The organism is Agromyces bauzanensis (assembly GCF_014645655.1).
GTDB lineage: Bacteria > Actinomycetota > Actinomycetes > Actinomycetales > Microbacteriaceae > Agromyces > Agromyces bauzanensis.
Genome location: NZ_BMMD01000010.1, coordinates 87863 through 109481 on the forward strand (window position 1 = coordinate 87863; position 21619 = coordinate 109481).

At 71.0% G+C, this 21619-nt stretch carries 21 protein-coding genes; 9 read left to right on the plus strand and 12 right to left on the minus strand.

Annotation, left to right across the window (positions count from 1 at the left end; genetic code table 11):
• Positions 1-25: 25 nt before the first annotated feature.
• Together IEX31_RS10140 and IEX31_RS10145 are read right to left on the minus strand one after the other, a co-directional pair.
• Complete coding sequence (locus IEX31_RS10140) at positions 26-688, minus strand: metal-dependent transcriptional regulator (protein ID WP_188743310.1); 663 nt, start codon at positions 686-688, stop codon at positions 26-28.
• 126 nt (positions 689-814) lie between these two features.
• Complete coding sequence (locus tag IEX31_RS10145; protein WP_188743311.1) at positions 815-2170, minus strand: Nramp family divalent metal transporter; 1356 nt, start codon at positions 2168-2170, stop codon at positions 815-817.
• A gap of 89 nt (positions 2171-2259) precedes the next feature.
• Between IEX31_RS10145 and IEX31_RS10150 the strand changes: the two genes are divergently transcribed.
• Positions 2260-2958, plus strand: a complete 699-nt coding sequence (locus tag IEX31_RS10150; RefSeq protein ID WP_188743312.1) for a TrmH family RNA methyltransferase — start codon at positions 2260-2262, stop codon at positions 2956-2958.
• Here the strand turns inward: IEX31_RS10150 and IEX31_RS10155 are convergent.
• Positions 2921-4267 carry an MFS transporter gene (locus IEX31_RS10155; protein ID WP_188743313.1) on the minus strand — a complete coding sequence of 449 codons (1347 nt, stop codon included), beginning with the start codon at positions 4265-4267 and terminating at the stop codon, positions 2921-2923. The genes IEX31_RS10150 and IEX31_RS10155 overlap by 38 nt on opposite strands.
• 55 nt (positions 4268-4322) lie before the next feature.
• On the opposite strand from IEX31_RS10155, the gene IEX31_RS10160 reads away from it, so the two are divergent.
• The 3 genes from IEX31_RS10160 (at position 4323) to IEX31_RS10170 (ending at position 6534) form a co-directional block, all read left to right on the plus strand.
• Positions 4323-5021 (plus strand): TetR/AcrR family transcriptional regulator, encoded by a 699-nt coding sequence (locus IEX31_RS10160; protein ID WP_188743314.1) that lies wholly within the window; start codon positions 4323-4325, stop codon positions 5019-5021.
• Between the two features lie 55 nt (positions 5022-5076).
• Positions 5077-6093, plus strand: a complete 1017-nt coding sequence (locus IEX31_RS10165) for a magnesium and cobalt transport protein CorA (RefSeq protein WP_188743315.1) — start codon at positions 5077-5079, stop codon at positions 6091-6093.
• Positions 6094-6165: 72 nt separating this feature from the next.
• Positions 6166-6534 carry a nuclear transport factor 2 family protein gene (locus tag IEX31_RS10170; protein WP_188743316.1) on the plus strand — a complete coding sequence of 123 codons (369 nt, stop codon included), beginning with the start codon at positions 6166-6168 and terminating at the stop codon, positions 6532-6534.
• Between the two features lie 127 nt (positions 6535-6661).
• Here the strand turns inward: IEX31_RS10170 and cls are convergent, their stop codons facing one another.
• Together cls and argG are read right to left on the minus strand one after the other, a co-directional pair.
• A complete protein-coding gene (gene cls, locus IEX31_RS10175) occupies positions 6662-8134 on the minus strand; it encodes a cardiolipin synthase (protein ID WP_188743317.1) in 1473 nt (490 codons plus the stop codon).
• 142 nt (positions 8135-8276) lie between these two features.
• Positions 8277-9704: an argininosuccinate synthase gene (gene argG, locus IEX31_RS10180; protein ID WP_188743318.1), complete on the minus strand. Its 1428-nt coding sequence runs from the start codon at positions 9702-9704 to the stop codon at positions 8277-8279.
• Between the two features lie 103 nt (positions 9705-9807).
• Here argG and IEX31_RS10185 point away from each other — a divergent pair, with 103 nt between their 5' ends.
• Together IEX31_RS10185 and IEX31_RS10190 are read left to right on the plus strand one after the other, a co-directional pair.
• Positions 9808-10353, plus strand: coding sequence for a DUF3151 family protein (locus tag IEX31_RS10185; protein ID WP_188743319.1), 546 nt, complete (start codon positions 9808-9810; stop codon positions 10351-10353).
• 3 nt (positions 10354-10356) lie between these two features.
• A complete protein-coding gene (locus tag IEX31_RS10190; protein ID WP_188743320.1) occupies positions 10357-11643 on the plus strand; it encodes an adenylosuccinate synthase in 1287 nt (428 codons plus the stop codon).
• Positions 11644-11654: 11 nt separating this feature from the next.
• Here the strand turns inward: IEX31_RS10190 and IEX31_RS10195 are convergent, their stop codons facing one another.
• Positions 11655-12152 carry a YggT family protein gene (locus tag IEX31_RS10195; protein WP_188743321.1) on the minus strand — a complete coding sequence of 166 codons (498 nt, stop codon included), beginning with the start codon at positions 12150-12152 and terminating at the stop codon, positions 11655-11657.
• 602 nt (positions 12153-12754) lie between these two features.
• Between IEX31_RS10195 and IEX31_RS10200 the strand changes: the two genes are divergently transcribed.
• A complete protein-coding gene (locus IEX31_RS10200; protein WP_188743322.1) occupies positions 12755-13408 on the plus strand; it encodes a GNAT family N-acetyltransferase in 654 nt (217 codons plus the stop codon).
• A 77-nt stretch (positions 13409-13485) separates the two neighbouring features.
• Here IEX31_RS10200 and IEX31_RS10205 read toward each other — a convergent pair whose 3' ends face one another.
• Genes IEX31_RS10205 through IEX31_RS10220 form a run of 4 tightly spaced genes read right to left on the minus strand, consistent with a single transcriptional unit; the run spans position 13486 to position 17361 of the window.
• Entirely contained in the window at positions 13486-14955 is a 1470-nt protein-coding gene (locus tag IEX31_RS10205; RefSeq protein ID WP_188743323.1) for a sodium/solute symporter, read from the minus strand.
• A complete protein-coding gene (locus IEX31_RS10210) occupies positions 14952-15392 on the minus strand; it encodes a DUF485 domain-containing protein (RefSeq protein ID WP_229662254.1) in 441 nt (146 codons plus the stop codon). The genes IEX31_RS10205 and IEX31_RS10210 overlap by 4 nt, the downstream gene beginning before the upstream one ends.
• Positions 15389-16138 (minus strand): LytR/AlgR family response regulator transcription factor, encoded by a 750-nt coding sequence (locus tag IEX31_RS10215; protein WP_188743324.1) that lies wholly within the window; start codon positions 16136-16138, stop codon positions 15389-15391. Before IEX31_RS10215 ends, IEX31_RS10210 begins: the two co-directional genes overlap by 4 nt.
• Positions 16135-17361: a sensor histidine kinase gene (locus IEX31_RS10220; protein WP_188743325.1), complete on the minus strand. Its 1227-nt coding sequence runs from the start codon at positions 17359-17361 to the stop codon at positions 16135-16137. The genes IEX31_RS10215 and IEX31_RS10220 overlap by 4 nt, the downstream gene beginning before the upstream one ends.
• 181 nt (positions 17362-17542) lie before the next feature.
• Here IEX31_RS10220 and IEX31_RS10225 point away from each other — a divergent pair, with 181 nt between their 5' ends.
• Together IEX31_RS10225 and IEX31_RS10230 are read left to right on the plus strand one after the other, a co-directional pair.
• Entirely contained in the window at positions 17543-17920 is a 378-nt protein-coding gene (locus tag IEX31_RS10225; RefSeq protein ID WP_188743326.1) for a DUF485 domain-containing protein, read from the plus strand.
• Entirely contained in the window at positions 17920-19533 is a 1614-nt protein-coding gene (locus IEX31_RS10230; RefSeq protein WP_188743327.1) for a monocarboxylic acid transporter, read from the plus strand. The genes IEX31_RS10225 and IEX31_RS10230 overlap by 1 nt, the downstream gene beginning before the upstream one ends.
• Positions 19534-19660: 127 nt before the next feature.
• Here the strand turns inward: IEX31_RS10230 and IEX31_RS10235 are convergent, their stop codons facing one another.
• Positions 19661-20044, minus strand: coding sequence for a hypothetical protein (locus tag IEX31_RS10235; protein WP_188743328.1), 384 nt, complete (start codon positions 20042-20044; stop codon positions 19661-19663).
• A 55-nt stretch (positions 20045-20099) separates the two neighbouring features.
• On the minus strand, positions 20100-21500 hold the full coding sequence (gene lpdA, locus IEX31_RS10240; RefSeq protein ID WP_188743329.1) for a dihydrolipoyl dehydrogenase: 1401 nt from the start codon (positions 21498-21500) through the stop codon (positions 20100-20102).
• Between the last annotated feature and the right edge of the window lie 119 nt (positions 21501-21619).

The window sequence follows — 21619 nt, forward strand, 5'->3', positions numbered from 1 at the left end:
GCGCCGCGGGAGGGGCCTGCGAAGATCATGCGGAGATCCAGATGCCCTCGGCCGCCGCGCGGGCGATGGTGCGGGGGGTGCCTTCGACGGCGACGGTGAGGGCGACGGATGCCGCGCCCGCCGCGTCGACCAGCTTCAGCTCGCATCCCGGCCTCACGCCGGCGTCGTCGAGCTCCCGCAGCACGGCGGGGTCGCGGTCGCTGATCCGGATGACGCGGCCGGCGTGACCCGCGGGCGCCTCGTCGAGGCGCACGCACGGCTCCGACACGAGCGAGCCGTCGGCCGCGGGGATGGCGTCGCCGTGCGGATCCCGCTGGGGCCGCCCGAGCCGCTCGTCGATCGCCTCGAGCAGACGGTCGGAGACGGCGTGCTCGAGGATCTCGGCCTCGTCGTGCACCTCGTCCCACGCGTAGCCCATCTCGCGCACGAGCCAGGTCTCGATGAGCCGGTGCCGCCGCACGACCGCGAGCGCACGGGCCCGGCCGGCATCCGTCAGCCGGATCGCACCGTACGGCACGTGCTGCACGAGGCCCTGCGCCGCCATCTTCTTCACCATCTCGGTGACCGACGACGGCGCGACGCCGAGCGCCCCGGCCAGGCCCGAGGGCGTGATGGAATCGGGCTGCCACTCGGTGTGGGCGTACACCGTCTTGAGGTAGTCCTCGATGGCGGGGCTGTTGGCGGGCATCGGCCTCAGGATACCCGGGGGGTCGGCGTCGCGCCGTGTTCCCGTTCGCGCGTGAGGTGCCCGCCCGGGCGGGCACCTCACGCGCGAACGGAAACGTCAGGCGCGGGAGCGCGGCGGCGCATCCGCTCAGGCCCCCGTGAACACCAGCCAGAGCAGCAGGCCGTTGAGGGTGATCAGGAAGACGGATGCCGCGACGCCGAGCCCGGTGGTGACCCAGTGATTGGCGAATCGGCCGAGCACGGTTCGCCTGGCCGTGATCGACACGAGCGGCACGAGCGCGAACGGGATGCCGAACGAGAGCACCACCTGGCTGAGCACGAGCGAGATCGTGGGGTCGAACCCGAGGCTCAGGATGACGAGCGCGGGGATGAGCGTGACGAGTCGGCGGGCGAGCAGCGGCACGCGCACGTGCAGCAGCCCGTGCATGATCTCGGCGCCGGCGTAGGCACCGACCGAGGTCGACGCGAGGCCCGACGCGAGCAGGCCCACGGCGAACAGCGTGGCGATGATGGGGCCGAGCGACGACTCCAGGGCCGCGTGCGCGCCCTCGAGGCTGTCGGTGCCCTCCACGCCCGCGAGGTTCGCGGCGGCCAGCAGCAGGATGCACAGGTTCACGCTGCCGGCGATCAGCATCGCGATCGACACATCCCAGCGAGTGGCGACGAGCAGGCGCGCGGTGGGGATGCCGCGGCCGACCTCGATCGGCTGCTCGGTCTCGTGGCGGCCGGCGGCGCCGCCCGCGGGCCGGCGGTTCGGCGCGAAGCGGTCGCGGCTCAGGGCCGAGTGTGCATAGATGGCGTGCGGCATGATCGTGGCGCCCAGGATGGATGCCGCGAGGAGCACCGAGTTCGTGTCCGCGAACCGCGGCACGAGACCCGCGAACAGCCCGGCGGGGTCGGGCGGCGCCACGAAGACGCCGACGCTGAACCCGACCGCGATGATGACGAGTAGGCCGACGATGACGAACTCGAACGGGCGGGCTCCGCGCCGCGACTGGATGACGAGCAGGATGAGCGAGATCGTGCCCGTGATGAGCCCGCCCCAGACGAGCGGCACACCGAAGAGGAGGTTCAGGGCCACCGCGCCGCCGATGACCTCGGCGAGGTCGGTCGCCATGGCGACGAGTTCGGCCTGCAGCCAGTAGGCACGACGGCCCCACCGGTTGCCGATGCGTTCGCCGAGGACCTCGGGCAGGCTCTTGCCGGTGACCACGCCGAGTTTCGCCGACAGGTACTGGATGAGCCACGCCATCACGTTGCCGAGCACGACGACCCAGACGAGCAGGTACCCGTATTGGGCGCCCGCGGTCATGTTGCTCGCGACGTTGCCCGGATCGAGGTAGGCGACGCCGGCGACGAGCGCCGGGCCGATCAGCCACGCGAGGCGCGGCACCGAGGGCAGCGCGGGGGGAGCGCCCGCGGGGGCGGGCACGGCTTCGTCGACGGCGGTACGCGCCGGCGCGGCATCCGGAGGTTTCGGCATACCGAAATCGTATCGAGATTTCGGCACCCCGAAAAGTCCCCCGGATGCCTGTCACATCCCGGATGCGGGCGAGCGGCTAGCGTGGTCGCGTGACGCACGAGCCGACGGATGCCGCGGGGCCCGAGCCCGGCCGCGAGCCCGAGCACCCGCGCGACGAGACCGACCACCCCGAGCCCACGCTCGCGCACGGCGTCGGCCCGTGGCCCGGCGGCCCCGACGCCTGGCCCGACGATCCGCGCTATGACGCCGAGCTGCTCGCGCACGGCGACACCCGCAACGTCGTCGACCGCTACCGGTACTGGCGCCTCGACGCGATCGTCGCCGACCTCGACGAGCGGCGGCACCCGTTCCACGTGGCGATCGAGAACTGGCAGCACGACCTCAACATCGGCTCGATCGTGCGCACCGCGAACGCCTTCGCCGCCGAGACGGTGCACATCATCGGGCGACGCCGCTGGAACCGGCGCGGTGCGATGGTGACCGACCGCTACCAGCACCTGCTGCATCACCCGGATGTCGCCGACTTCGTCGCGTGGGCGCGCTCGCAGTCGCTGCCGATCGTGGCCGTCGACAACGTCGAGGGCGCCCGGCCCGTCGACGACGTGGAGTTGCCCGAGCGCTGCGTGCTGCTCTTCGGGCAGGAGGGCCCGGGGCTCAGCGCCGAGGCCCTCGCCGCGGCCGACCTGGTGGTCGAGATCACGCAGTACGGGTCGACGCGGTCGATCAACGCGAGCGCGGCCGCGGCGATCGTCATGCACGAGTGGGTGCGCAGGCACGCGCGTCGCTGAGGTCGACGGATGCCGCAACCTGGCCCGCCGGTCGCGGAGCGCCGAGCGCAGCCGCACTCGTCTCGGAACCCGCTCGCTTCGGCCGGCGGCGCCGCGCGGCCCGCACCACGACCAGTCCGGCGACGACCATGACGATGACGACGATCGCCGTGCCGCCGAACAGCGCGAGCGGACCGCCGAGCTCGTACGCCACGCCAGACAGCGCCGCCGCGACGGTGGCGGTGAGCAGGCCGAACGCGCGCATGAACCCCTGCGACGCGCCGGCGCGCTCGGCAGGCACGGCCTGCGCCATGGCGGCGGCCGCCCCGATGAACGCGAGCGCCTGGCCGCTCGACTCGACGAAGCCCACGCCCGTGGCGACCCACGGGTCGCCGATCACGCCGTAGAGCGCGACGATCGGCATGAGCACGACGGCGCCCCGCACGAACGCCGAGACGCCGCCGCGCCGATCGGCGAGCCGCCCGGCCCAGCCCGCGACGATCGCGTAGGGCACCGCGAACAGGGTGTAGCTGAGCGCGGTGAGCTGCTCGCTCGCGCCGATGTCGGCCATGAACCGCGGCCAGATGCCGTCGTAGGCGCCCGTGGGCACCATGATGGCGCCGTAGAGCAGGAGGACGCCGACGACGCGGGGCGAGCGCAGCAGCCCGAAGCTCACCCGCGGGGTCGCTCCAGCGGGTTCGGCGGATGCTGCGGCCGCCCCCTGCGCCGTCACCGTCGCCGCGACGCGCTCGCGGAAGGCGAGCGCCACGGGTGCCACGCCGAGGAGCACGGCCGCCGCCGACCATCCGAGGATCGCGCCCGGCACAGAGATCGCGATCGCGAGGCCGGAAGCGAGCGGGCCGAGCGAGACGCCGGCGAGCTCGGCCGCGCCCAGCCTGCCAAGTGACTCGCCGGCGCGCAGCGGGTCGGCGCGCACTAGCAGGGCGCTGGCCGCGGCCATGAAGACGCCGAATCCGAATCCGCCGACGGCGCGACCGGCCACGAGGTGCCATGCCTCGGTCGCGAGGGCCGATCCCGTGAGCGCGGCCGCCATGAGGAGCACGCCGGCGACGCCCATGAGGCGGGCACGCCCGCGGTCGGCGAACGGCGCGACGATGAGCTCGGCGGCGAGCGACGCCGCGAAGCCGGCGGCGGCGACGACGCCGACGTCGGCGGTGGAGATGCCGAGCTGCAGCTGGAGCGCCGGCAGCAGGGGGAAGATCACCATGGCGCCCGACGACATGAGCACCGTCGCGACGACCACTCCGATCGTGAGCCGACGGCGGTGCACGTCGACGGCGTCGGGGGTCAGGACCCTTCTTGTCCACATGGACAGTAGGCTAGCAGCCGTTGTCCGCATGGACAAGAGCGGTAGGATCGGTGGCATGGCGACCCGACTCGAGCCCGCAGCGCGGCGGGACCAGATCCTCGCTGCGACACTGCGGCTCGTGGCACGCGACGGCTTCGCGCGCGTGACGTTGCGCGACGTCGCGGCCGAGGTCGGTGTCGTGCACGGGCTCATCCGGCACTACTTCCCCACGCGCGAGCAGCTCATGGCCGAGGCGTTCGATGCCGCCGTGCTCGCCGAACTCGAGGGCGACGAAGAGGTCGCCGAACGCGTCGAGCCCGTCGAGGCGCTCGCCGACTGGCTCACCACGACACCGCGTGACCACTACTTCGTCTGGATCGACGCGTGGAGCGAGGCGCACCGCAATCCCGAGCTCCTCGCTGCCCTCACCCGCCACCACCGCGACTGCGAGCGCCGCCTCGCGCGCATCATCGAGCGGCTCGCCGAATCCGGCCGCGGCGCGAGCGCCGACCCGGCGGCAGATGCCAAGATTCTCACGGCGCTCGTCGACGGCCTCGCCGTGCAGCACCACGCTATCGACCTCATCGACCGCGCTGAGGCCGACCGCGTCGTCTTCACCGCGGCCGAGGAGCGGCTCGGCCTCGAACGGGGCACGCTCGCCGCCTCCCGTCCGACGGCGGCCCGCGGCCAGTGGGCGGCCGCTGGTGCGGCCGCCGGTGCTCGTGCCGTCGTCGCGAGCGGCCCGGCCGAACACCGCGGCCGAGGCATCCGCTGACCCGCTGCCGCGTGTCGGCGGCGTCCGGCGTGCGACGCGCACGAGACTGGACCCGATGCCCGTCGTCGACAACGCGATCTACCTGGGCGGCCACCGTGTCGCCACCCCCGGGAGCCTCGATGAGACCTTCGAGGCTCTCGTCGAGCACGGCGGGTTCGCGTGGATCGTCCTCTACCGCCCCACCGACCAGGAGCTCGACTCGCTCGCTCGGGAGTTCGACCTGCACCACCTCGCCATCGAGGACGCCGGCAAGGGCCACCAGCGCGCGAAGCTCGAGCGGCACGGAGAGACCCTCTTCGTCGTGCTGCGGCCCGCGCGCTACCTCGACGACGTCGAGCGGGTCGAGTTCGGCGAGCTCCACGTGTTCATCGGGCGGAACTTCGCCATCACGATCCGCCATGCCGAGTCCCCCGACCTCGGGCGTGTTCGCCGCCGTCTGGAGCGGACGCCCGAACTGCTCGCGAAAGGGCAGGAAGCCGTGCTCTACGCGGTGCTCGACGAGGTCGTCGACGAGTACTCGCCCGTGCTCGCGGGCCTCGAGAACGACATCGATGAGATCGAGGAGCAGCTCTTCGACGGCGACCCCGCGGTCACCCGCCGCATCTACGACCTGGCGAGCGAGGTGATGGAACTGCAGCGGGCCACGAACCCGCTCCAGGACATGATCACCGCGCTGCAGCGGGGGTTCGAGAAGTACGGGGTCGACCCGGAGCTGCAGCACTACCTGCGTGACGTGCTCGACCACTCGATCCGCATCTCGGAGCGCGGCGAGTCGTTCCGGGCGCTCCTGCAGAACGCCATGCAGGTGCACGCGACGCTCGTGGCGCAGCGGCAGAACGACGAGATGCGGCTGCTCAGCGAGACGAACATCGCGCAGAGCGAGGAGGTGAAGAAGATCTCGGGCTGGGCCGCGATCATCTTCGCGCCCACGCTCATCGGCACGGTGTACGGCATGAACTTCAGGAACATGCCCGAGCTCTACTGGGAGTACGGCTACGCCTTCGCGCTGCTCCTCATGGTCGGCTTCGGCGTCGCGCTCTACGTCATCTTCAAGCGCCGCAACTGGCTCTGAGCCTCCTGCCGGCATCGCCCCGGGACCGCTCCGCGTTTTTTGCGGGCATCCGATCGCGGTTAGCGTTGGAGGATGACCGAGATCACCGACGATCTGCCCGCCCGGCTCCTGCACGAGGAGCACGCCGGATGGAAGGCGATCCTCGACGGTCGCGGCGGCGAGCACTACCAGCGCGCCATGACGCGCGACGCACTCATGGTCGTGGAGGGCGCGATGCTCGGCCGTGACGACGTCCTCGCCGCGTTCCGCAGCGCGCCGACGTGGGATTCCTACGAGCTGCACGAACCGGCCGTCATCCGCCTCGGCGACCACGCCGGCATCCTCGTCTATCGCGCCATCGCGCGTCGCGGCGACGACACGGCGAACCTGCGGATGTCGACGACGTACCTCTACGACGACGGCGCGTGGCGCGTCGCCGCGCACCAGCTGACCCCGGCCTGACGTTCCTGCGCGTCCGGCGAGAGCAGGATGACGATCGTCGCCAGGACGGGCACCGAGCTGATCGCCACGGCGAGGGCGATCGAAGGAGGTGCCCGATGGCCTGCGGCACCGATCCTCCTCGTCGGCCCTACTGCAGCGCCGACGTGAGCCGGGCGATGCCGTCGAGGAAGGTGGCGGATGCCGGCTCCCGCTCCCACTCCTCGAGCGTGAGCTCGCGCCCGATGGCCCGGTATCCGGCTTCGACGTCGCGCATCTGCGCGACGAACGACCGACCCCGCACGAGCATCGTGACCTCGAAGTTGAGGACGAACGAGCGGATGTCCATGTTGCTCGAGCCGATCACGGCGACGTCGTCGTCGATCGACACGTGCTTCGCGTGCAGGATGTACGGGCCCGGATACAACCAGATGCGTACCCCGGCGCGCAACAGCGCACCGTAGTAGGAGCGTTGCGCGTGCCAGACGGAGCCCTGGTCGCCGATCTCGGAGACGAACAGCTGCACGTCGAGACCACGGAAGCTCGCCGAGGTGATCGCGTAGACCATGGCCTCGTCGGGCACGAAGTACGGGCTCGTGATGATGACCTGTCGTTGCGCCGAGTTGACGAGCGCGAGGAACTGGCGGAGGTTGTTCTCGCCGTCGTACGCCGGCCCGCTCGGCACGATCTGACAGTCGAGCGCGTCGGGAGAGGTGTCGAACGCGACCTGCTCGGCCGGCACGTTCTCCGTCTCGAGGAGCACCTCGTCGGTCTCGGCGTACCAGTCGGAGAGGAAGACGGCGTTGATGCCCGTGACGACCGGCCCGGTCACACGGGCCACCAGCTCCTGCCATTGGAGTCCGCGCTTGAGGTTCTTCTTGGCGTTGTAGCTGCGGTCGATGAGGTTCTGGGAGCCCAGGTATCCGACCCTCCCGTCGACGACCACGAGCTTGCGGTGATTGCGGAGGTCTGGTCGCTGGAACTTGCCCTTGAGCGGTTGCACGGGAAGCATGAAGCTCCATTTCGCGCCGATCCGGTCGAGCTCGGCGTACGTCGCCTCATGGGTCGCCGAACGCCCGGTGGAGATGTGGTCCAGGAGCACGTGCACGATCACGCCTCGCTGCACGGCACGCTCCATCGCCGCGAAGAAGCCCTTCGTCGTCGTATCCAGTGACACGATGAAGAACTCGACATGCACGAAGCGCTCCGCCGTGTCGATGTCGGCCGCCATCGCATCGATCGACGCCTGGTAGTCGCCGATGAGGGTGGCGGTGTTGCCGCCGACGACCGGAAGGGCGCCGAGCACCCGGTTCTGCTCGACGACTGAAGCGAACCAGGTGGGCCAGTCGGATCGGTCCGCGATGAGGTCGCCCTTGTCGCCGTGCTCGGCGATGATGCGGTCGATCTCGTGCTGGCGCTCTCGACGCTGCTTCGGCAGCTTGAAGTTGCCGATGAGGAGGAACAGCAGGATCCCGATGAAGGGGATGAGGAAGATCGCGAGCAGCCACGCCATCGCCGCCGTCGGCTTGCGATCGCGAGGGATGATGATGAGCGCCGCGATGCGTATCGCCAGGTCGACGAGGATGAGCACGCCGCCGACGATGTTGGCGGTCTCGGCGTTCACGAGCGCTGACCTGTACGGATCATGAGAACAGCGTCCATCGCGCCCCCCTCCGTCCGGTAGCGTCCCCCGTCACCAGAATCCGCGTGACGGGCAGTCGTCTGAGTATGGCATCGCTGCCGCGCTCGGGAAAGTGCCGCGGGCGTCAGTCGGTGCCGAGGTCGAACGCCGCAGCCTCGTTTGCGGCGTCCGTCGCCAGCTCGAACTCGGTCTCGAGCTCGCCGGCCGAGATCTCCGGCGCCTCGCCCGGCTTCAGGTCGCCCACCAGCTCGGCCGTGGCGCCGCCCACGATGCCCTGCATCGCGTACTGCTCGAGACGGGCCCTGGAGTCGGCGATGTCGAGGTTGCGCATGGTGAGCTGGCCGATGCGGTCCTCGGGGCCGAACGCGGCGTCGCCCACGCGCTCCATCGAGAGCCTGTCGGGGTGGTAGCTGAGGGCCGGGCCCTGCGTGTCGAGGATCGTGTAGTCGTCGCCGCGGCGAAGGCGCAACCACACCTCGCCGGTCACGGCCGAGCCCACCCAGCGCTGGATCGACTCGCGGAGCATGAGCGATTGCGGGTCGAGCCAGCGGCCCTCGTACATGAGGCGGCCGAGCCGGCGGCCCTCGGCATGGTAGTTCGCGATGGTGTCCTCGTTGTGGATCGCGTTGAGGAGGCGCTCGTACGCGATGTGAAGGAGCGCCATGCCCGGGGCCTCGTAGATGCCGCGGCTCTTCGCCTCGATGATGCGGTTCTCGATCTGGTCGGAGACGCCGAGGCCGTGCCGGCCGCCGATCGCGTTCGCCTCGTAGACGAGCGCGACGGGGTCGGAGAAGCGGGCGCCGTTGATCGCGACCGGGCGGCCCGCCTCGTACCGGATCGACAGCTCCTCGGTGCGCACCTCGACGTCATCGCGCCAGGCGGCCACGCCCATGATCGGCTCGACGATGTCGAGCCCGGCGTTCAACTCCTCGAGGCGCTTCGCCTCGTGCGTCGCGCCCCAGATGTTCGCGTCGGTCGAGTACGCCTTCTCGGTCGAGTCGCGGTACGGGAAGCCGCGCGCGACGAGCCACTCGCTCATCTCCCTACGGCCGCCGAGCTCGGTGACGAATGCGGCATCCAGCCACGGCTTGTAGATGCGCAGCCGCGGATTGGCCATCAGGCCGTAGCGGTAGAAGCGCTCGATGTCGTTGCCCTTGTAGGTCGAGCCGTCGCCCCAGATGTCGACGCCGTCCTCCTTCATGGCGCGCACGAGCAGTGTGCCCGTGACCGCGCGGCCGAGCGGCGTCGTGTTGAAGTACGTCTTGCCGCCCGAGCGGATGTGGAACGCACCGCACTGCAGCGCGACGAGGCCCTCCTCCACGAGCGGCGCCTTGGCGTCGACGTGGCGTGCGATCTCGGCGCCATACTCCTTCGCGCGGCCCGGGACCGCGGCGATGTCGGGCTCGTCGTACTGGCCGATGTCGGCCGTGTACGTGCACGGCACCGCGCCCTTCTCGCGCATCCAGGCGACCGCGACGGAGGTGTCGAGACCCCCGGAGAAGGCGATGCCGACGCGTTCGCCGACGGGCAGGCTGGAGAGGACTTTCGACATGCCCTCCAGCCTACTTGCGCGCATTCGCGCGGGAGGACTGCGACGGATGTCCCGCCGGCCACGCGACGTCCGGGCCGCGGAAGACCCCACGATAAGGTTGAGTGTGACCCAAGACGAATCAGCACTTGACACCGAGGCGTCGCTCGTCGACGACCCCGAGGTGCGGCAGGCGCTCGCCGAAGCCGATCGCGCATCCATCGCGTCGGTCGTGGCGGAGCATCCGTCGTCGCCCCTCGCCTGGGCCGAGCTGGCCGATCTCGCCGACTCGGAGGGCAATCCCATCAGCGCGTTCGCGTACGCCGCGGTCGCCGTCGACCTCGCCCGCGAGCAGCTGACGGACTCCGGCTGGACGCCGGGCGCCCCCGTGCGGTGGTCCGACGAGCCCAACCGCGCGTACCTTCGCGCCCTCGACGCGCAGCGGCGTGCCGCGACGCAACTCGGCCTCCACGACCGGGCGGCGCGACTCGCCGGCGAGCTCGCCGCCGCCGATGCCGAGGCGCCCGCGCGCATCGCCTCGGAGTTCACGCCGACCCAGCTCATGCCGATCGTGGCATCCGCCGGCCTCTTCGAACCCGCGATCGAGACCGAGGCACACGCCGGCGACCCGACCGACGAACCCCACGCCGCGCACGCGGCAGGAGAGGACTGAGCCATGCCCGCAGTCGTACTGATCGGTGCACAGTGGGGCGACGAGGGCAAGGGCAAGGCGACCGACCTGCTCGGCTCGCGTCTCGACTACGTCGTGAAGTTCAACGGCGGCAACAACGCGGGGCACACCGTCGTCGTCGGCGACGAGAAGTACGCCCTGCACCTGCTGCCGTCGGGCATCCTCACGCCCGGCGTCACGCCCGTCATCGCGAATGGCGTCGTCGTCGACATCGAGGTGCTCTTCGAGGAGCTCGAGGCGCTCGCGACGCGCGGCGTGGATGTCTCGAAGCTGCACGTGTCCGCGAACGCCCACCTCATCACGCAGTACCACCGAACCCTCGACAAGGTCACGGAGCGGTTCCTCGGCAAGCGCCAGATCGGCACCACCGGCCGCGGCATCGGACCGGCGTACGCCGACAAGATCAACCGCGTGGGCCTTCGCATGCAGGACCTCTTCGACGAGAACATCCTGCGGCAGAAGGTCGAGGGCGCGCTCGACCAGAAGAACCACCTCTTGGTGAAGGTCTACAACCGCCGCGCGATCGGCGTCGACGAGATCGTCGAAGACCTGCTCAGCTACGTCGAGCGGCTCCGGCCGATGGTCACGGACACGTCGCTGCTGCTGCACGAGGCCCTCGAGCGCGGCGAGACCGTGCTGTTCGAGGGCGGCCAGGCGACCATGCTCGACGTCGACCACGGCACGTATCCGTTCGTAACGTCGTCGAATGCGACGAGCGGCGGCGCCGTCACGGGCTCGGGCATCGCGCCGAACCGCATCGACCGCGTCATCGCCGTGGTGAAGGCCTACACGACCCGCGTCGGCGCGGGCCCCTTCCCCACGGAGCTCTTCGACGAATGGGGCGCGTTCCTCTCGGAGAAGGGTCACGAGTTCGGCACCACCACGGGCCGCGCCCGACGCACCGGCTGGTACGACGCGCCCATCGCCAGGTACGCGGCGCGCATCAACGGCGTCACCGACTTCGTGCTCACGAAGCTCGACGTGCTCACGGGGCTCGAGCGCATCCCGGTCGCGGTCGCCTACGAGGTCGACGGGCAGCGCGTCGACGAAGTGCCCGTGTCGCAGTCGGACTTCCATCACGCGAAGCCCGTCTACGAGGAGTTCCCCGGTTGGACCGAGGACATCTCGGCCGCCCGGTCGTTCGACGAGCTGCCGGCGAACGCGCAGAGCTACGTGCGCGAGCTCGAGGCGATGAGCGGCTCGCGCATCTCGGCGATCGGCGTGGGCCCGGGTCGGGACGAGATCGTGCAGCTGCACGACCTGCTCGACTAGGCGTCCCTCCGTCAGGAGGTCGGCGGCCAGGCCTGCGGCGGGGGCGCCTGCACTTCCGCGGGCGGCGCCGTGGTGCCGGCTGCACCGGTCGCGGCATCCGACCCGGCCCGTTCGGCGAGCACGCGGCGCGCGAGTTCGTCGCGTTGCCGCCGCTCGGAACGCATCACCGCTCGTCCGATCGCCGCGATCCCGGCGGCCACGAGACCGGCGAGCAGGCCGTAGATGATGATGGCGAACATCGCCGAGACGTCGAAGTAGCCGGTGTCCCCGACCGGTCGGGGCGGGAAGATGTCGCGGAAGGGCTGCATGTACGGCTGCGACACGCGCAGCACGAACGCCGCGAACCCCGCCTCCGGATTCGCACCGAACAGGATCAGGAACACCCGGAGCGTCAGGGCGACGATTCCGACGATGACCCAGACGTAGAGGACCCACGCGAAGACGCGCAGCACCGTCAGGTACCACGGCACGTGGATGTCCGGAAGCGCGTCCGGAGTGGTTCGGCTCATGAGATCCCCCTCGTCGGCGCGCATCCTCCGGCGCGGCCCCGGTCTCAGGATCCCACTTCGGCGTCATTTGTGCGAGGCCCGGCGAGCGCGCGATGCTCCGGGCATTTCCGGGCCGTGGCCGCGGTCAGCCGTGGGCCGACGGCACGGGCCGCTCGATCCACTCCTTCAGGCGTGCGAGCTGCACGCCGTCCTCCCGGGCGATCGCTCGGCGGATCAGCGGTGCGAAGAGCGTCGTGATCCCGGATCTCGCGACGCCCGGCCCCGACGCCGTTCGGTACGTGCCCGATCCCGAGGCTGCGTTCCGCTGATATGCGGCCGGATGGCGCCGTCGGGCAGCCGCAGCGGCCTGAGGGTGGGCGCGGGGCGGATGCCCCGGGCGGACATGACGAGGGCGGATGCCGCGGCAACGCGACATCCGCCCCATTCGTGGGTCTCGGCACACCGGATGCCGCCGCGGGAGGATTCCCACCGAGCTTCCAGCCGGGCCATCGGACCCGCGCACCGGTCCGTCATCCGATCGCCGCCCGAGGCCACCCGGCCGCGCACCGGTCCGTCACCCGATGGCTTCCGGAGGGTCACCCGGCACGTGCGAGACTTGACCGGTGACCGCGCGACGCCCGGCAGATGCACCGCTCATCGGCCGCTTCCTCACCCTCACGCCGATGACCCCCGCGGACTACGCCGCGCTGGCCGAGGCGATCGCGAAGCCCGAGGTGTTCGCCGGCGGCTTCGGCGGCGGTGCGGGCGGGCTGCAGCGCGACGCCGACGGGTGGCAGCGCTTCGCGGCCGCCTCGTACACGCCCGCGGACGACGCGATCCCCCTCGCCGTGCGCGTGCGCGGCGGCGACGACGACGGTACGATCATCGGCGCGACGAAGCTCGGCGACATCGACCTCGCGAACGAGTCGGCGCACCTCGGCTGGACCGCCTACGACCCGCGCGTGTGGGAAACGGTCGTCAACCCCGAGGTGAAGCTGCTCGTGCTCGGCCTCGCGTTCGAGCACGGGTTCGGCCGGGTGAAGATTCAGGCGGATGCCGCGAACGCGCGTTCCCGTGCCGCAATGGCGAAGCTCGGCGCCCGCTTCGAGGGCATCGCCCGCCGGCACAAGCGGCGCGCCGACGGCACGTGGCGAGACACCGCCATCTCCTCGATCATCGTCGACGAGTGGCCGGGGGTGCGAGCCGGACTCGAGGCGCGCGTCGCGGCCTGGGGCGGCGGGCCCCTGCGGCTCGGGCCGCCGGAACGCGCGGAGTAGCGGCATCCGGTCGCCCTGCCTTGCCCTGCCCCACCCTGCATTGCCTTGCGGCGCTCGCCGGCACCGGGAGCACGCGCTCAGCGGGTCTCGTGCTCGGGCACGTGCAGTCGCGAGAGGAACGCGTCGACGCCGCGCGGCACCCGCCCACGGTCGGCGCGCGACACGAACACGGTGACGAGCACGGCGATCGGCACGGTCCATGCGGCGGGCTGCTCGAGCAGCGGCCGCACGCCGGGCACCGCCGCCGAGATGGCCGCACCGCCGAGGATCGCCGCCCCCGACAGCACGGCGCCCGTGATCATGCCGGCGATCGCGCCGCGCGCGGTGAGCCCGCGCCACCAGATGCCGAGGAGGAGCACCGGGCACAGCGTCGACGCGGTGAACGCGAACACGAGTCCCACGCTGCCCGCGAGGCCCGCCGGCTCGGTCGCGAGCGCGACGAGGAGCGGCACCATCGCGGAGGCGACGGCCGCGATGCGGAAGCCGCGCACGCTGCCGCCGAGGAGGTCCTGGCTGATGACGCCCGCGAGCGAGACGACGAGCCCCGACGACGTCGAGAGGAAAGCCGCGAACGCGCCGCCGATGACGAGCGCCGTGAGCAGGTCGCCCCAGAGCCCCGGCACGAGCCGTCCGGGCAGCAGCAGCACGAGCGCGTCGGCCTCGCCGGTCGTCGCGAGGTCGGGGGCGAAGGCGCGACCGAGCAGGCCGAACGCCGTCGGGAACAGGTAGAACACCGAGAGCAGGCCGAGCACGATGAGCGTCGTGCGGCGGGCGGCGTCGCCGTCGGGGTTCGTGTAGAAGCGCACGAGCACGTGTGGCAGCCCCAGGGCGCCGAGCAGGAGCGCCACCATGAGCGACACCGTGCGGTAGACGTCATGGTCGCCGGGGCCGGCCGACGGCGGGAACGCCTCGACGGGGGGCAGTGCGGCAGGCGCGCCGCTGGCGACCACGAAGAGGAGCGCGAACACCGGCACCGCGAGGGCGGTGAGCTTCAGCCAGAACTGGAACGCCTGCACGAACGTGATCGACCGCATGCCGCCCGCAGCGACGACGCCCGCCACGATGACGGCCACGGCGACCGACCCCACCCAGCTCGGCAGTCCCGTCGCGATGCGCACCGTGAGGGCGGCGCCCTGCAGCTGCGGCACGATGTAGAACCAGCCGATGACGATCACGAGGATGCTCGTGACCCGACGCGCCCACGGCGACTCGAGCCGCGCCTCGGTGAAGTCGGGGATCGTGTACGCGCCCGATCGGCGCAGCGGCGCCGCCACGAAGAGCAGCAGCATGAGGTACCCCGCGGTGTAGCCGATGGGGAACCACAGCGCGTCGGACCCCGTGAGCAGGATGAGCCCGGCGATGCCGAGGAACGAGGCAGCCGAGAGGTACTCGCCGCCGATCGCCGACGCGTTCCACCACGGCCGCACCGTGCGCGAGGCGACGTAGAAGTCGCTCGTCGTGCGCGAGACGCGCAGCCCGTAGAAGCCGATGAGCGCCGAGGCGATCGCGACCGCGGCGATCGCGACGTAGCCGATCGCGGGGTTCACGGCCGCTCCTCGTCGCCGAGCTCCGACAGCGAGCGATACCGTGCCTCGTTGCGGCTCGCCGCCCGCACGTAGATGGCCGCGACGGTGAGGGCGAGCGGGTAGACGCCCACGGCCAGGAGCAGCCACGACACGGGAACGCCTGCGATCGTCCACACGTCGAGCGCTGGGGTGAGCGCGAGGGCGATCGCGAACAGCGCGGTCGCGACGGCGAACCCCGCGGCGAAGACGAGCCCGATCCGCAGCTGCGAGCGGATGAGCGAGCGCACGTACACGCCTTGGATGTCGCTCGTGGGGGCGTGGGGCGCGACGCCTGCGGCGCCGGGCGTCGGGCGCCGGATCGGCCCGGTGCGGGCGGGCGCGGATGCCGCGGGCGGACCGTTCCGCGGCGCCGTCACGCGCACCCGCTGCGGCGGCGCGGCGGGCTGCTCGTCGGTCACGTCCGAGGCCGTAGGGTCGCCGCCTCGAGTCGGTCGCGGAGTGCGGGCAGCAGGCGTCGGCTCACGGGGAGCTCGACCGGCCCGACCGAGATCGTCGGACGGTCGGCGCCGAGCCGCACGCGAGTGACGTGGGCGAGCGAGACGAGGTACGAGCGGTGCACGCGGACGTAGCCGGCATCCGCCCACTGCCGCTCGAGGTCGGCCATCGGCACCCGCACGAGGTAGCTCGCCTCGTCGGTGTGCAGCCTGGCGTAGTCGCCCTGCGCCTGCACGTAGCGCACCTCGTCGCGCCGGATCATGCGGGTGGTGGCGCCGAGCGTCACGGCGATCATCTCGAGTGCGGGCGCCGACGTCGCGGCATCCGCTGCCCCTGTGCCCGCCGCCTTCATCGCCTCGACGATGCGGGTGACCGACCGCGCCAGCCGCTCGGCGCGCACGGGCTTCAGCAGGTAGTCGACGGCGGCGAGGTCGAACGCCTCGAGCGCCCCCTCCTCGTCGGCGGTGACGAACACGAACGCAGGGCGGTGCTCGAAGCGCTGCAGCGCCCGCGCGAGGTCGAAGCCCGTGAGGCCCGGCATGTGGATGTCGAGGAACGCTGCGTCGACCGGCTCGCGGGTGAGCAGGCGGATCGCCTCGGACCCCGAGTCGGCCCGGTGGATCGTGCCGACGCGCGGATCCTGCCCGAGCAGGAACGCCAGCTCGTCGACGGCGGGCTGCTCGTCGTCGGCGATGAGCACGGAGATCACGGCACCAGTCTCCCATCGGGTCGCGAGACGGCGTCGACGGATGCCGCGGTGCGGCCGGGCTGGGACTTCGGCACCCGCATACGCACGAGCGTGCCCGCCCCGACGTTCGTCTCGACGACGAGCCCATGCTCGTCCCCGTACACCTGCCGGAGGCGCGCGTCGACGTTGCGGAGCCCGACGTGCTCGCCCGGGGTGCCGCCCGCGAGCACGTCGGCGAGCCCCTCGGGGTCGATGCCGACGCCGTCGTCCTCGACGGTGATCTCGGCGAACGCGCCCTGGTCCTCGGCGGTGATCGTGATGCGGCCGCCGCCCTCCTTCGACTCGAGCCCGTGCCGCACGGCGTTCTCTACGAGCGGCTGGATCGAGAGGAACGGCACGACCGTCGAGAGCACCTCGGGCGCGACCTGCAGGGTGACCGTCAGCCGGTCGCCGAAGCGGGCGCGCTCGAGCTTCAGGTAGGAGTCGATCGAGCGCAGCTCCTCGGCGACGGTCGTGAAGTCGCCGTGCCGGCGGAACGAGTACCGCGTGAAGTCGGCGAACTCGAGCACGAGCTCGCGCGCCTTCGCCGGGTCGGTGTTGATGAACGACGCGATCGCGTTGAGCGAGTTGTAGATGAAGTGCGGGCTGATCTGCGCGCGGAGCGCTCGCACCTCCGCCTCCGCGAGGGCGGTGCGCGACGCGTCGAGCTCCCCGAGCTCCACCTGGGCCGCGACCCAGTCGGCGACCTCGCCCGTGGCGCGCACGAGCCCCGCCCGGACGGGAGCGGAGAAGGCCACGATCGCGCCGACTGCGGCGCCGCCCGCGCGGATCGGCGCGGCGACGGCATCCGTCTCCGCAGTGTCCGTCGCGAGGGCGATGCGTCGCTGCACCTGCGGCTTCCCGGTCGCGGTAGCCTCCTCGGCGAGGCGCTCGGCGACCCTTCGCACCGACTCGTCGCCGTCGATCGCCACGAGTCCGTGCGGCATCACGATCGCGAGGCTGTCGGCGCCGAGCATCGAGCGCAGGTGGCGGCCGGCGCGCGCGGCATCCGCCTCGGTCATGTCGCCGCGCAGGTGCTTCGCCGCGCGGGAGGCGAGGTGCAGCGTCTCGTAGGTGGCCCGCTCGGCGTCGGTGCCGAGCTCCTTCGACGTCACCACGAGCCGGCGCAGCAGCACCACGACGCCCACGGCGAGCGCGCCCGCGACGACGCCGGCGGCAGCGGCGAGCAGCATCGACTCGGGCATGCACGCCAGCGTAGCCGTCGTTCGTCGTCGCAATGGAGCCGTTCGTCGCACGGTGGACGCCGTTCACCGACGACGAACGGCAGGCGGCCCCTGCGGCGGGCCGCGAGGGTGAGCATTGGTGCACTGCGAACGCAGCGGCGAGGCTGCCGCCCCGCTGATTCCCACTCGAAGGAGAGACGCCATGGGCAATGACGCCCTGAGCGCGGAGGTCGACCTCAGTCACGTCGACTATCACGCGGTACAGCAATCGCCAGAGTTCCAGAAGCTCCGCAAGACGCACCGGAGCTTCGTCTTCCCCGTCCTCGCCGCATGCCTCGTGTGGTACTTCGCTTACGTGCTGCTCGCGGTCTACGCCGTGGAGTTCATGTCCACCCGGGTCTTCGGGAGCATCAACATCGCGATGCTGCTCGGTCTCGCACAGGTCGTCACGACCTTCGCGGTGACCATGTGGTACGTGCGGTGGGCCGACACGCACTTCGACCCGAAGGCGGAGCAGATCCGCGACGAGATCGAGACGGGCGTGTTCTTCGACAAGGCCGATGAGGGGGTGGCTCGCTGATGCTGCACCTCGAAGCGGCGAGCACCTCGCCCGGCAACCCCTGGCTCAACATCGGCATCTTCGGCGCGTTCGTCGCGATCACGTTAGTGATCGTCTTCCGTGCCAGCCGGAACAACAAGACCGCGGCCGACTACTATGCGGCCGGGCGCTCGTTCACGGGCGGCCAGAACGGCTCGGCCATCGCGGGCGATTACCTGTCTGCGGCATCCTTCCTCGGCATCGTCGGCGCGATCGCGACGACCGGCTACGACGGTTTCCTCTACTCGATCGGTTTCCTCGTGGCCTGGCTCGTCGCGCTGCTCCTCGTCGCGGAGCTCCTCCGCAACACGGGCAAGTTCACCATGGGCGACGTGCTCTCTTTCCGGCTCAAGCAGCGCCCGGTCCGCATCGCGGCGGCCATCACGACGCTCGCGGTGTCGTTCTTCTACCTGCTCGCGCAGATGGCGGGCGCCGGCGGCCTCGTGTCGCTGCTCCTCGGCATCGGCGACGGCGTCGGCCAGGCCGTGGTCATCACCGTGGTCGGCGGCCTCATGATCCTCTACGTGCTGGTCGGCGGCATGAAGGGCACCACCTGGGTGCAGATCATCAAGGCCGTGATGCTCATCGTCGGCGCCGGCGTGATGACCGTGTGGGTGCTCGCCCTCAACGGGTTCGACTTCTCGGCGCTGCTCGACCGCGCCGTCGAGGTCGCCGGCAACCCCGCGATCCTCGACCCGGGCCTGAAGTACGGCGTCTCGGACCTCGCGAAGGTCGACTTCCTCTCGCTCGGCCTCGCGCTCGTGCTCGGCACCGCGGCACTCCCGCACGTGCTCATGCGCTTCTACACCGTGCCCACGGCCAAGGAGGCCCGCAAGTCGGTCGTCTGGGCGATCTGGCTCATCGGCATCTTCTACGTGTTCACGCTCGTGCTCGGCTACGGCGCGGCGGCCCTCGTCGGCCCCGAGGTCATCGCGGCAGCGCCCGGGGGCCCGAACTCTGCGGCACCGCTGCTCGCGTTCGCGCTCGGCGGCCCGCTGCTGCTCGGCATCATCTCGGCGGTCGCCTTCGCGACGATCCTCGCGGTCGTCGCGGGGCTCACGATCACCGCGGCGGCCTCGTTCGCGCACGACATCTACGCGTCGGTCGTGAAGAAGGGCAAGCCCGAGCCGGGCGCCGAGGTGAAGGTCGCGCGTCGTACCGTGGTCATCATCGGCATCGTCGCGATCATCGGCGGCATCGGGGCGAACGGCCAGAACATCGCGTTCCTCGTGGCGCTGGCGTTCGCCGTCGCGGCATCCGCCAACCTGCCGACCATCGTGTACTCGCTGTTCTGGAAGCGCTTCACGACCCGGGGCGCCCTGTGGAGCATGTACGGCGGACTGATCTCGGCCATCGTGCTCATCGCGTTCTCGCCCGTCGTGTCGGGATCCGCCACCTCGATGCTGAAGACCGAGGGGATCAACTTCGCCTGGTTCCCGCTGTCGAACCCGGGCATCGTCTCGATCCCGCTCGCCTTCCTCCTCGGGTGGATCGTGAGCGTCATCGACAACCGGCGCGAGGACCCGGCCAAGCAGTCCGAGATGGAGGTCCGCTCGCTCACGGGCATCGGCGCCGAGAAGGCGACGCACCACTAGCGGGCGCAGCTTCGACGCGGCGGGAACGCCTGCCCGGGCCGCGTCGAATGAACAGACGGGGGCGGATGCCACGACGGCGAGTCGTGACATCCGCCCCCGTTGTCATGCCCGGGAGCCGACCCCGCCGTCAGGGTTCCTCGCGCTCCGCGCCTGACTGGTGCCTCTGGCTGAGCACGGTCACGAGGAGGGTGTACCCGCCGAAGATCACTCCGGACGTGAGTGCCGTCACGTACAGCGCCTCCTCGGCGCCGGGCCAGACACCCACGATCACGAGCATCAGGCTGCCGACGATGACGAGGTGCAGTGGCAGTCCGACGACGGGGAAGAATCGATCGATCGGTTCGGGCTCCCGGTTGAACGCCCTCAGGTCGGCCGTGCGGTTGAGGCCGAAGACGGCGATCACCCAGACAGCGACTGCCGCCACGGCGCACGACAGCCAGAGCGTGCGATCTTCCACCCCGTAGCGGTTGACGGCTATCTCGGCGAAGTGCACGAACAGGTCGGTTTCCATGATCCCCCCGGGTCAGATTCTCGATCCGCTCGGGTCGGGACGCAACGAACGCACCTCACATGTTGATCATGTGGCCCACGAGCCCGTGGAACGCCTCCTGCAGTCCCTCCGAGAGCGTCGGGTGCGTGTGCACGTTGCGCGCGAGCTCGACGGCGCCGAGGTCCCACTTCTGCGCGAGGGTCAGCTCGGGCAGCAACTCCGAGGCATCCGGCCCGATGATGTGGCCGCCCAGGAGCTCGAGGTACTTCGCGTCGGCCACGAGCTTGACGAAGCCCACGGGGTCGCCGAGGCCGTGCGCCTTGCCGTTGGCCGAGAACGGGAACGTCGCGACCTTGACGTCGTGGCCCTCGTCGCGCGCCTGCTGCTCGGTGAGGCCGAAGCTCGCGACCTGCGGCGAGCAGAACGTCGCGCGCGGCATCATGCGGTAGTCGCCGAACGCCATGGTCTCGGCGCCGCCGATCGTCTCGGCCGCCACCACGCCCATCGCCTCGGCGACGTGCGCGAGCATGAGCTTCGCGGTCACATCGCCGATGGCGTAGATGTGCGGCACGTTCGTGCGCATGAAGTCGTCGATGGCGATCGCCCCGCGGTCGGTGAGCTGCACGCCCGTCGCCTCGAGGCCGAAGCCCTCGACGTTCGGCGCGAAGCCGACGGCCATGAGCACTCGGTCGACCTCGAGCGAGCCCGGCTGCCCGTCCGACCCCTCGTAGGCGACGGTCACGCTCGCCCCGTTGTCGGTGACGGTCTGCACCTTCGTCGAGGTGAGGATCGGCACCCCGAGCTTGCGGTACTGCCTGGTGATCTCCTTCGAGACGTCGACGTCCTCGTTGGGCAGCGCGCGGTCGAGGAACTCGATGATCGTCACCTCGACGCCGTAGTTGCGCAGCACGTAGGCGAACTCCATGCCGATGGCGCCGGCGCCGACGATCGCGATCGACCTCGGGAGGTCGCGGCTCAGGATCTGTGTCTCGTAGGTGACGATGTTCTGCGAGAGCTGCACGCCGGGCAGGAGGCGCACACGCGAGCCGGTCGCGATGATCGCGTTGTCGAAGGTGAGCGTCTCGGTGGAGCCGTCGGCCTTCGCGACGTCGATCGTGTTCGCGTCACGGAACGTGCCGCGGCCGTCGACCTCGGTGATGCCGTTCTTCTTCATGAGGAAGTGCACGCCCTTGACGCGGCCGTCGGCCACCTGGCGGCTGCGGTCGAAGGCGACGCCGTAGTCGAACGTCGCCTCGCCCGAGATGCCGAACGTCTTGGCCTGCGCGTGGAAGATGTGCGCGAGCTCCGCGTTGCGCAGGAGCGCCTTCGAGGGGATGCATCCGACGTTGAGACAGACGCCGCCCCAGTAGCGTTCCTCGATCACGGCGGTCTTGAGTCCGAGCTGGGCGGCGCGGACGGCGGCGACGTAACCGCCGGGACCGGCGCCGAGGACGACGACATCGAAATGGCTGGTCATGCTGCCAGCCTAGGCGTGCGCCCGGGGGACTCGGAAACGCGGCGGAATCGGCGCCTCGTCGGTGCGATCCCTCGAGCTCGCGGCCGTCGCGGCACTCAGCCGTGTCATAGCCGGGCGAG